At 64.6% G+C, this 10,623-nt stretch carries 12 protein-coding genes; 6 read left to right on the forward strand and 6 right to left on the reverse strand.

Annotation, left to right across the window (positions count from 1 at the left end; translation table 11 throughout):
- Nucleotides 1-108: 108 nt before the first annotated feature.
- From feoB to VKP62_08970, 3 genes are read right to left on the reverse strand one after another with little or no spacing between them, the layout of a single operon-like run.
- A complete protein-coding gene (feoB, locus tag VKP62_08960) occupies nucleotides 109-1,956 on the reverse strand; it encodes a ferrous iron transport protein B (protein ID MEB3197319.1) in 1,848 nt (615 codons plus the stop codon).
- A complete protein-coding gene (locus VKP62_08965) occupies nucleotides 1,953-2,177 on the reverse strand; it encodes a ferrous iron transport protein A (GenBank protein MEB3197320.1) in 225 nt (74 codons plus the stop codon). The genes feoB and VKP62_08965 overlap by 4 nt, the downstream gene beginning before the upstream one ends.
- Nucleotides 2,174-2,632: a Fur family transcriptional regulator gene (locus VKP62_08970; protein ID MEB3197321.1), complete on the reverse strand. Its 459-nt coding sequence runs from the start codon at nucleotides 2,630-2,632 to the stop codon at nucleotides 2,174-2,176. The genes VKP62_08965 and VKP62_08970 overlap by 4 nt, the downstream gene beginning before the upstream one ends.
- Nucleotides 2,633-3,069: 437 nt before the next feature.
- Between VKP62_08970 and VKP62_08975 the strand changes: the two genes are divergently transcribed.
- The 5 genes from VKP62_08975 to VKP62_08995 all read left to right on the forward strand — a co-directional run bounded on the left by VKP62_08975 (nucleotide 3,070) and on the right by VKP62_08995 (nucleotide 7,070).
- Nucleotides 3,070-3,678: a C39 family peptidase gene (locus VKP62_08975; protein ID MEB3197322.1), complete on the forward strand. Its 609-nt coding sequence runs from the start codon at nucleotides 3,070-3,072 to the stop codon at nucleotides 3,676-3,678.
- A gap of 165 nt (nucleotides 3,679-3,843) precedes the next feature.
- Entirely contained in the window at nucleotides 3,844-4,116 is a 273-nt protein-coding gene (gene rpsT, locus VKP62_08980) for a 30S ribosomal protein S20 (protein ID MEB3197323.1), read from the forward strand.
- Nucleotides 4,117-4,201: 85 nt separating this feature from the next.
- Nucleotides 4,202-5,251, forward strand: coding sequence for a fumarylacetoacetate hydrolase family protein (locus tag VKP62_08985; protein MEB3197324.1), 1,050 nt, complete (start codon nucleotides 4,202-4,204; stop codon nucleotides 5,249-5,251).
- A gap of 11 nt (nucleotides 5,252-5,262) precedes the next feature.
- Nucleotides 5,263-6,399: a homogentisate 1,2-dioxygenase gene (locus VKP62_08990; GenBank protein ID MEB3197325.1), complete on the forward strand. Its 1,137-nt coding sequence runs from the start codon at nucleotides 5,263-5,265 to the stop codon at nucleotides 6,397-6,399.
- Complete coding sequence (locus VKP62_08995; GenBank protein MEB3197326.1) at nucleotides 6,396-7,070, forward strand: flavin reductase family protein; 675 nt, start codon at nucleotides 6,396-6,398, stop codon at nucleotides 7,068-7,070. Before VKP62_08990 ends, VKP62_08995 begins: the two co-directional genes overlap by 4 nt.
- Nucleotides 7,071-7,089: 19 nt before the next feature.
- Here the strand turns inward: VKP62_08995 and VKP62_09000 are convergent, their stop codons facing one another.
- The 3 genes from VKP62_09000 to trmL form a co-directional block, all read right to left on the reverse strand.
- On the reverse strand, nucleotides 7,090-7,707 hold the full coding sequence (locus tag VKP62_09000) for a PRC-barrel domain-containing protein (GenBank protein ID MEB3197327.1): 618 nt from the start codon (nucleotides 7,705-7,707) through the stop codon (nucleotides 7,090-7,092).
- 106 nt (nucleotides 7,708-7,813) lie between these two features.
- On the reverse strand, nucleotides 7,814-8,458 hold the full coding sequence (locus tag VKP62_09005; GenBank protein MEB3197328.1) for an SRPBCC family protein: 645 nt from the start codon (nucleotides 8,456-8,458) through the stop codon (nucleotides 7,814-7,816).
- Nucleotides 8,459-8,535: 77 nt separating this feature from the next.
- Nucleotides 8,536-9,036: a tRNA (uridine(34)/cytosine(34)/5-carboxymethylaminomethyluridine(34)-2'-O)-methyltransferase TrmL gene (gene trmL / locus VKP62_09010; GenBank protein ID MEB3197329.1), complete on the reverse strand. Its 501-nt coding sequence runs from the start codon at nucleotides 9,034-9,036 to the stop codon at nucleotides 8,536-8,538.
- Here trmL and VKP62_09015 point away from each other — a divergent pair.
- A partial coding sequence (locus tag VKP62_09015) for an AMIN domain-containing protein (protein MEB3197330.1) occupies nucleotides 9,035-10,623 on the forward strand: 1,589 nt, incomplete at its 3' end. The two genes, trmL and VKP62_09015, sit on opposite strands and share 2 nt — an antisense overlap.

Consider the following 10,623-nt stretch of genomic DNA (forward strand, 5'->3'; position numbering starts at 1 on the left):
AGCGGAAACGCGCAGGTCGGGCACGGGGTGACCGGGCATTCGCTCGGGGCGGCTGTTTTCACGGGAGACTGACCTTGGCGGCGGTCTTTCCACAGGTGCCACACGGCTTCAAGTCCCCAGGGCACGGGCCAGCACGCCACCGATGGCGAAAGCGAGCACCCAGGACCCCAGCCAGAGCACAGCGGCTTCTCGCCAGCCGCGTTCCTTGAACAGCACCACGACGGTGGCGATGCAGGGAACGAAGAGCGTGATCACCACCAGGGCGACCACCGTCTGGCCAGGGCTCAAGGCCATGTCGGTCAGGCCCGCTGCTCCGAAGTCGCGACGAATCAGGCCCATCAGGAAAGCGGAAGCCGCTTGCTGGGGCAGGTGCAACAAGCCTTCGACCAGCGGGGCCAGTCCCCGCGTGATCAGGCCGAGCAGGCCGGTGACCTTGCAGACCCCCACCACCAGGGCGGCCAGCAGAAACAGGGGCACGGCCTCCTGCAGGAATGCCAGCGACTTGGTCCAGGTTTTCCGAAGCACGTTGCGCCACAGGGGCATGCGCAGGGGCGGCAGGTCGATCAGCAAGGCCGATGAGCGTCCCGGAAGCAGGCGATCCAGCACGGTGCCAATCGCCACCAGCACCGCAAACATGGTGCCGCCGTAGACGGCCCAGCTGCTCCAGGTACCGGTCTTGCCGAGCAAGCCCAGGATGACCCCCAGCTGGGCCGAGCAAGGGATGGTCAGACCCAGGATGGCCGTGGCGATGGTTTTTTCACGCTGAGTGCCGAGCAGGCGGGTGGTGATGGTCGCCATCGTGACGCAGCCGAAGCCGATGATAAGAGGAATCACCGCCCGTCCGTTCAGGCCGATCGCCGCCAGGCTGCGATCCACCAGGACCGCCAGGCGAGGCAGATAGCCCGTGTCCTCCAGCGTGGCCAGGAAAAGGTAAAATCCGGCGACCAGCGGCAGGAGCAGTCCAAACACGTAGGTGACCGTCATGGTGAGCAGCCCGAATTCGCCCACCAGAATTTCCCGCAGCCACGCCAGCGGCACCACACTGGAGATCAAACCCCGCATCCAAGGCTCGTAGTGGCCTTGCATCCATTGGCCCTCGGTGACCTCGACCACCCGCTGGGCGATCAGGTCCCCCACCAGCAGGTAGAGCAGGGCCATCATGGCCGCGGCCGAGGCAAAGCCCCAGCCTGGCCGCAGCAGCGCGTGCCCCAATTTGCTGCTCAGGCGCTCCTGGCGGTCCTCAAACCGCATCACCCGGCGTACGATCTCATCCACGTGCGCGCGGCGCGCGGCGTAGAGCTCCTCCCGTTGGCTGGCGATGTTTCGCCCCAGTCGGTCGGCTGCCGTCGGGTCTCCCTCCAGCGCCAGCAGGGCTTCCGCCCGAGACGCCGGCGAGACACCCAGGGCCGCGACCTTCTCACCCAGGCCTGGCACGCCGTGCCCCGTGCGGGCGAAATCGATCCGTTCACTGACCTGAGCGAGCCCTTCGCCGCGAATGGCAATGCAGGGCACGACCTCCACGCCGAGCAAGGCCGAGAGCTGCGCCACGTCGATCTGAACACCCGATTGGGTCGCCTCGTCCATCTGGTTCAATGCCACCAGCACGCGCTTGCCAAGGTCAATCAGCTGCAAGGTGAGGAACAGATCCCGCTCCAGCGTCGGGGCTGAAACGACGTTCAGCAGGATGTCTCCTCCCAACACGATGTCACGCGCCACCCGTTCCTCGTCGTTGAAGGCCCCCACCCCGTAAATGCCGGGCGTGTCGAGCACCTGGCATCCCTGGAAATGACCTCGGCTCACGTCGATGGTGGTTCCGGGGTAATTCGAGACATCCACGTAAAGGCCCGTCAACGCGTTGAAGAACACGGACTTGCCGACGTTGGGGTTCCCGACCAGAACCACCTTGGTTTCGCGCGGACGCGCGGACGTGTGGGAGGCTTGGAGTGTGGTGGTCATGGCTGGGCGAACTCTACGTGAATGTCCTCGGCAAGCTGGCGTCCAATGGCAATTTCCTGGCGGGCTTTCCCCAGCACCACGGGGCCCCTGGGAATGATGGCGCGACACACGGCCACCTCGCCGACGCCAATGCCAAGTCTCAGGGCCTGGGTGCGGACCTCAAGGGCCGGAATGGCCAGGATGCGGACGCGATCGCCCGGACGAATCTCGGCGAGGGTCATCGCTTGTCCCCTGCGTCCTGACAGGTCGGGCAAACGCCAAATACCTTGTATTGAACGTCGATCAGTTTGAAGCGATGACTGTCTGCGACATCCTGTCCCAATTCATACAACGGGGCCTGTTCGAATTCGATGGCCTGATTACAGTCGACGCAAATCAGGTGGTGGTGGGGCGGAGATTCATCGGCGGCCAGCTCGTAATGCTTGTGACCTTCCGCGAAGTCGAGTTCTCGCAGCAGCCCGATGGAGGCAAGCAATTTGACGGTGCGGTAGGTCGTCGCCAGGCTGATTCCGCAGGCGAGAACTTTCAACTGCTCGTGAAGTTCTTCCGCGCTGAGGTGGGTTCCCTCCGGCAATGTCTGGAACACCTGCAGGATGGTCTCCCGTTGGGGCGTCATGCGGTACCCGCGACGGCGCAGATTCTCCTGAACGGTCAAGATGTCGGTTTTGTGAAACATGGGAAACTCTTGAGAATATTTCTCGATAGAACCATTAGGCCCTTGTTGAGAATAATTGTCAACTGCTGCCGTTGGCGTGGGCTGGCCCGAGGCGGTCGCTTTCAGGGGGACGATTCGGGGACGCGACGGTGCCCAGAAAGGCGGCTGCGAGCTGTTTGCCCAGGTTGTTCTGGTGCCCTGTTGTTGCAAATCGTGAAGTTTCGCCTTGTGGTCGGGGTCGTGGCGTTCTTCGGGGAGGGCCTCGGGGCACAATACGCCTGGCCTTCTCTCTGTACCGAACGTGGAGCGAAACCCGCGGTCCGATGCCTGCGACTGAACCCCGATGGGGCCCCTGGCTGCTTGCCTTTGTCGTGCTGGTTGGTTTTTCGACCTGCCCCCTCGATTGGCCTGCGCACGTGGCCGGGCGCTGGTCGCAGGGGGGAGGGCCAGCGCAGGCGTTGGCGCCACTTCAAGAGGCACTCTGGCAAGCGGACCAGGCCTACCTCACGCAGTATCGCCATCGACGCTGGAACCCTCGCCAGCGGGTCAGCAACAATGCCAACTGTGGTCCGGCCTCGGTGGCCATGGCCTTGCGGGCGCTGGGGCGCTTGCCTTCGGAGGTCCCTTCCGGAGAGCCGGCGGCGTTGATCGCTTACGTGCGAGAGGCCATGACGGGAACCCGTCGCGAGGGGACCTGGACCTACCCGATCCAGATCGTGCAGGCCGCCCCCCAGCTGGGACTCCACGCTGAGTTCATTTTTGGCATCGAGGCCATTCGGCGGGCCATGCGGGAGCCCGACCACCTGGTCGTGCTCAACTTGAATCCGACGCCGGCCTATGTGGACAAGATCACCAAGCGTTACTCCGGCGGTCATTTCGCGCTCTTGAATGCCGTGAATGACACGCACGCCGTGTTATCGGATCCGCTGGCCTCGGAGCCGATCGTGATCACCATGGCGCAGCTGGCTCAGGCCATCGGGACCCCCCTCGGGCACTGGCCCAATGGGCGCGAAATTCCGCCGTTCAATGGGGGGGTGTTGCTCTGGCCGCGCGAGTCGGCCCCCTGAGTGGACAGGTGACACCAGCGGCGATCACCTCGGTCGCGTCTGATTGCATGATGGCGGCGGTTTGGTTATACTGGTGGCGTCCTCTTGACCATATTTTGCCCGCATCTTAGTCAAACGCTAAGCAAAATCGGCAAACGTCAAACTTTTTGGGAGTGTTTCAAAACCATGGCCAAGCGCATCAAGTCGGGCATCAAGCGCGTCGAAGTCGCCGATCGCAATCGTCAGCGGAACATCGCGGTGAAGTCCGAGGTCAAGACCCGCATCAAGCAAGCCCGGGCTGCTGTGGAGGCACAGGCTGACGTGCAGAGCACGACGGTCACCGCCATCAGCACGATCGACCGCGCCGCGCGGAAAGGCGTCATTCACCCGAACAAGGCAGCCCGCCTGAAGTCGCGGTTGATGAAGCGCGTGAACACCGCTGCGGTCGCCGAGGCATAAGGCGTTCGCTTGAAGCCCCGCCCATTCCGGCGGGGTTTTTTTCTTTCCTGGTATCTTGGACGGCGTTCACAATGGAGTAGTTCGCTTGCGGCTGGTTACCATCGAACTCCAGACGGTTCTGGGGCGGCATGTTCGCCTGGGTGCGCTTTGGCGTGACGGCGTGTTGGACCTCAATTTCGCTTGTGCCTGGCACCTGCAGGGGGCGGGGGAACCGGCCTGGCGGAGCCTGGCCAATCTGCTCTGTCCCCCAGACTTGCGTGCGTTTCTGGAGGTGGGGGAGCGGGCCTGGTCGCTCGTTCGTGAGTCGCTTCACCGCCTGGACGCCTTCGAGGTGCTGCCGGATGGACCGGACGGCAGTCGCTTGCTTCATCCGTTGGGGGAAGTTCGCCTGCTGGCCCCCTTGCCCAATCCCCAGAGCCTGAGAGACTTTTACGCCTTCGAAGAGCACGTTCGGACGGGCTTTTCCAAGCGAGGTGAGCCCATCCCGCCCGCCTGGTATGAGCTGCCGGTGTACTACAAGGGCAATCACCGAACCATCATTGGCCCCGAGGCGCCCCTGCCCTGGCCGCGTTACACTCGCCAACTCGATTTCGAACTCGAACTCGTGGCGGTGATTGGACGAGAGGGGCGGAACATCGGCGTCTCAGAGGCGCCCCAATACATCGCGGGCTACACCTTGATGAATGACGTCTCTGCCCGCGACATCCAGCGCAAGGAGATGGCCTGTCGGCTGGGGCCGGCGAAAGGCAAGGATTTCGCCACGGTGCTGGGGCCTGCCCTGGTCACGCCGGACGAACTGCCCCAACTGGACGACTTGCCGGCCTGGATCCGGGTCAATGGCGAGCTCTGGTCCGAGTCCAACGCGGGCAATCCCTACTGGAACTTTGCGCAGATGATCGCGCACGTGTCGATGGATGAAACGCTGTATCCGGGGGATGTGATTGCCTCTGGAACGGTGGGGCGAGGCTGCGGCCTAGAACTGGACCGCTGGATCGCACCAGGCGACGTGGTCGAACTGGAGGTGGCTGGTCTCGGGGTCCTCCGCAACCCGGTGGGCCAGCCCGTGACGGCTCCGCCGCCCCCCTTGCGGCCATCGGTTGAAGCAGAAGCTCCCGCGCTGAACGGGATGACGTGAAGGAGGTCGCGATGGAAAACCTTTTCATGCTGGCCAAAGGGACCTACGCCGCTCAGGCGCACGTGGCCCTGCCTGAGGGGACCTTTGAAGAGGAACACGGACGCAACGGCTTCTTTGGCCGAGTGTCGCACCTCTATCACGCCCACCCCCCCACCAACTGGCTTCGCATCGAGGGGCCGTTGCGCCCTCACGCCCTGCGGGCCATGGACATCACCTCGTCTGACATGCACGACCCACGCGGCCTGCCGACGACCTTTCTCTATAACGAGGACGTGGCCTTGCGGGTTTCCCGTCGACGCAGCCCCATGCCCTTCGCGTACCGCAATGCGGACGCGGATGAGGTCTGGTTCGTGCATCGCGGAACGGGTCGCTTCGAAACCGATTATGGTCCCCTCGACTTTTCGGTGGGGGACTACGTGGTGATTCCACGTGGAACGACCTATCGCTTGCTGCCCGAGGGCGAGGACCCGTTCTTCCTGGTGATCGAGTCGGCATCCGAGATCGGGCTCCCTGACAAGGGCATGCTGGGACGCAACGCCCTGTTCGACCCGGGGGTGATCGTCACTCCCACGCCGGCTCCCTCCCTCCAGCGGGGCGGGGAATGGGAGGTGCTGATCAAGCGGGAGGGGGAGCACACCTCCGTGTTTTATCCGTTTGATCCGATCGATACCATCGGCTGGAAAGGTGATCTGACTCCCTGGAAGGTCAACGTGAGCGATTTCCGTCCCGTGATGAGCCACCGCTACCACCTGCCACCCAGCGTTCATACGACCCTGCTAGGGCGGAATTTCGTGGTGTGTACCTTTGCGCCGCGTCCGCTCGAAGAGGACCCCGAGGCGGTGCGGGTGCCGTTTTTCCACCGCAACATCGACTTCGACGAGGTGATCTTCTATCACGCAGGGGATTTCTTCAGTCGCGACGGGATTGCTCCCGGCATGGTCACCTACCATCCGATCGGGATCCATCACGGGCCCCATCCGAAGGCGATCGCGGCGAGTCGTAGCAAGGCGGCGACTCAGGAATACGCGGTCATGGTGGATGCCAAGCGTCCGTTTCGCCTCACCGAGGAAGCCAAGGCCGTGGAGTGGAGCGATTACTGGGCCAGTTGGGGGGCACGGGAACTGGCCTCGGGGAGCGCCGGGTCATGATCATCGATCCCAGCGCTGGTCCCTGGCAGGACGCTTACCGTCTGATCACCGGGACCGTCGTTCCTCGCCCCATTGCGTTTGTCTCGACGCGCAGTCCTGAGGGGGTCCCCAACCTGGCGCCCTTCAGTTTTTTCACCGTCGTTTGCGCGCGGCCATTGACGATCTGTTTCGCGCCGATGCGGCGCGGCCCGCAGGCTGATAAGAAGGACACCCTCAAGCACATTGAGGCCACCGGCGAATTCGTCGTCAATGTGGTCGATGAGCGCTTCGCGGATGCCATGAATCTCACCTCCGCCGATTTCCCGGAGGACGTCAGCGAATTCGAGATGGCCGGTCTGACGCCTGTCAGATGCGAGGTGGTGCAGGCCCCCCGCGTGCAGGAGTCCCCCATCAGCCTGGAATGTCGATTGTTCCAAATCGTCGAGGTCAGCGATGGGCCCGGGGGAGGCAGCCTGGTGATCGGCACGGTGGTGCGGGCCCACGTGCGTGATGAGCTGATGCAGGAAGGGATTCCGCGGCCTGGCGAGGCCTGGCAACCGATTTCGCGTTGCGGCGGGGCGACTTATGTGCGCCTGACCGATACGTTCGAACTGGCACGGCCGGTCTTCTCGCCTGAGCAACTGGCCGCCTTGCAGGCTGGCCCGGTGTCATCGCCTTCATCGGCGTCCTGAACCTGGCTGCGTGTGACCGTCAGGCTTCACTTCCGGACGTGTGACGCTGCAATTCGATGTCCTCCTCGCCTTGCGGCTCTTCCAGGCCCAGCTGCGTCATCACGCGGATATCGACCCGAGGCACCGGCTCCGTCCGAAAGACGCCACCGCTGGCCTCCTCCAGCAGTAACATTTGCCCAGGGACGAAGCGAATCGTGCGGTGAGGCCTGAGAAACCGAGCGTCCTGCGGGGCATCCAGCGCCTGACCTGGTAGGTATTCGTAGGCATAGACCCCACCGTCCCGTGGGTCGAACAGCAGGTCAACCAGAATGCCGATTGGCGTGCCGTCTGGCCAGCGGATCGGCAGACCCAGCATCTCCCGCAGGGGGTGCGGCATCGCCTCCGTGTCGACCCAGGCCATGCTCTGCGAGATGCCCAGTTCCCCGGCGATCGTCGCGACATCCGCATTCAGTTCGCTCAAGGACTGTAGCGGCAGGCATTCCGTCCGCTCGAGCCCCTGATCGTCCTCCCAATCGATCTCGAAAGCGACCAGGCGATGCTCGCTCAAATCGAGCACGCCGTCCACGATCGTGCCGATGCGGACTCCCTGCTGCGTGATGACCGGAACTCCCTTCATCCCCGCGAGGCTGCGCTGCATTGGCGATTCCCCCCTGGCCTGACAAGACGCGTGACGCCTCATCGTAGATCGGACCCCACGGCGCAGGCAGCGGGTGAGCGGGGCCAAGTTGAGGCGCGCGCCGCAGTCAGCCGCGAGGGCGTTGGGCGGCGACGGTCTTGACCCGGGCGCGGACCCCCTTGATCACGTCTGGCAGGACGCTGCGGGTGGCGAACTCGATCAGCCAGCCAGGCACGATGTCCAGCCAGGGGTCCACGGTGAGATGGTATTGAAGGCGGGTGCGGTCTTGCCCCTGCGGTGCCATCTGCCAGTAACCCCGTTCGAAGCGCAGGTTGCCATCGGCCATGGTCCAGCTGACCACGCCCTTGTGGCGCTGTTCAACGTTGATGTTCACCATCCAGTGATCGTGGAGCGGCCACGGCGGCTGCATGCGAACAAATTGCCAGGTGTTGTCGCGGCTTTTCTTGCGAATGCCGGATTCCACCACCAAGGGCAAGAATTGATGGTAATGGTCGTAGCTGGTCACGGCTTCCCAGACGGCGGGGAAAGGGGCGTCGATCAGGCCGTACACGTCCAGATGGTAGATCGGATGTCGATTGACCAGGTGAACCACAATCTCGCCCTTGCCCAACGATTCCTCCTGATGGGGGGTCGGGGGCGTGGTCAGCATGGCCTTGGGGTCGGGCGGATTGGCGAGGCCCGGCAGGGGATACAGGCCCCCCTGTAACAGAAGGCCAAGCGTGAGAAGAAGCGTCTTGCGGAAAGTCGCCATGAATCGATGGGGTGGTCTGGAAGGCAAGCGCGTTGTACCCAGCAGCAAGGCGTTCGCTGCGATTCCGGCGGGGTGGTTCACGAGGGGGGCTGGTCTGGTGCGCGCGGAATCGGGGGAGGGATGCAGCCCCGCGTCTGCAACTGGCGCATGGCTTCGTAAGCGACCACGGCCACCGCGTTGGAGAGGTTCAGGCTCCGGACCGGTCCCCAGTGGGGAATCCGCACCACCGAATCCGGATTCTGCTGTAACAGGCTGGCCGGCAGACCACTGGTTTCGCGTCCAAAGACCAGGAAATCCCCAGGTTCGTAATGCCAGTCGGTGTGGAGGCGTTGGCCGTGTGCGCTGGTGTAAACGAAACGTCCCTGCGGAAATTGGCGTTGTAACGTCGTCAGATCGTCATGCCGATGAAGCTTGACGTGCTCCCAGTAGTCGAGGCCTGCCCGCTTGAGATGCTTGTCGGACAGTGAGAATCCGAGCGGGCCGACCAGGTGGAGGTTGGCATCGATGCCCGCGCAGAGTCGGGAAACGTTGCCCGTGTTGGGCGGAATTTCTGGTTCCACAAGCACGATGTTGAGCATGCCCGTAGTGTACAAGCCCGGCGCGGCGCGTGGAAAGCTGGCAGATTCTCGGGTACACTGCTTGCGGACTTTGGGCGTCGGGAGTGCTATGTTGCGTCCTCTTCTTCTCTTGCTCTTGCTGGCCTGCTTCGCGACGCCGCCTGCGCTGGCCGCGCTGCCGCCGGGCGCCGCGGCTGAAATCAGTTTTGATGGTGCGCGCCAGGTGCTCTCGGTGCCTTGGTTCGAAGGCGTGCCGGCTGTTTCGGAGCGGGAGCAGCCTCCCAGGCTGGTCATCGAGGTGCCCTGGACGGCTCGCATGGTGGAGGGCCAATGGGACCAGGTGGGGGGCCGGGTGGCCTCCATTCGGGTCGCTCGCAAGGGGTTGATGGCCGCCATCGAGGTCCGCCTGCGGCGCCCTCTGAAGGGCGAGTGGGCCGCCTCGGCCTCCCCCGGACGGTTGCTGGTGCGGGTCGGGCCCGCCCTCCGGGTAGCGCCGACCAAGCCCTCTCCCCGCGCGTCTGTCATTCCCACTGCCTTGCCGGCCGTTCCGGCACCCTCGGTGTCCCCCCTGCGGCGCTCCCCGCCCGGGCCGTCCCCGCTTCCTGCCCGTCGAGCGACGCCCGCGCCGTCGGTGGTTCCCGCGCGCCGCGTCGCGCCTTCACCCACGCCTCGTTCCACCTCTCGGCCTCAGCCCGCTCCGTCCGGGTTGACGACCCCGCGCCCGGCGCCTGCTGGGGCTACTTCCGCCGGCGAACCTGCCGAAATCGGACGTTTCACCTTTCGGGAGGAGTTGGGCATTTTTTTGCTGCCATTCAAGGGGAGGCTTCAGCCCGAATTCTCCGAGTTCGAGGCTCCGCCGCGCTTGGTGGTCGACCTGGCCAACGCTCGCGTGAAGGCCGATGAAATCCGTGTCCTTACCGGGGCGCTGGTCAAAGAGGTGCGGGTGACGGAACTGGCGCCGGAGCAAGTCCAGATCGTGTTCAACCTCACCCAGCCACTCGGCAAACGCTGGCGGTGGAAGCAAACCGGCAATCGCCTGATGGTCCGCTTTGATGCCCCCGGGATGCCCCAGGAAGATTCAACGCCCGCCGCGGCGGAGTTCAAGCCTGTGCCTGCGATCCAGGCGCCCACGGCCGGGCAATCCCCCCAGCCACCTGCGCCGACCCCGGTGCTGACGGCAGCCCCCACGCCGGAGGCACGCCAGACTGCCAAGCCGGCGCCCCCCACGCCTGAAGCTCGCCCGACGCCCAAGCCGGCGCCCCCCACGCCTGAAGCTCGCCTGACGCCCAAGCCGGCGCCCCCCACGCCGGAGGCACGCCCGACTCCCAAGCCGGTGTCCCCCACGCCGGAGGCACGCCCGACTCCCAAGCCGGCGTCCCCCACGCCGGAGGCACGCCTGACTCCCAAACCGGCCACTCCGGAGGCTCCCCGCTCTGCGCCGACCGCCAAGCCCTCGACCGTTCCGGCGGCCGGAAAGCCGCCCTCCCAGTTGGCGAGGGCGCCTGAGTCCAGAGGCCACGCCTTTACCGGGACGGTCTACAACATCAATTCTGGGGCTCCCTTGGCCGGTGTGAGGGTCGTGGCTGGCGATCGCCAGACCCTGACGGA

Source organism: Candidatus Sericytochromatia bacterium (assembly GCA_035285325.1).
GTDB lineage: Bacteria > Cyanobacteriota > Sericytochromatia > S15B-MN24 > JAQBPE01 > JAYKJB01.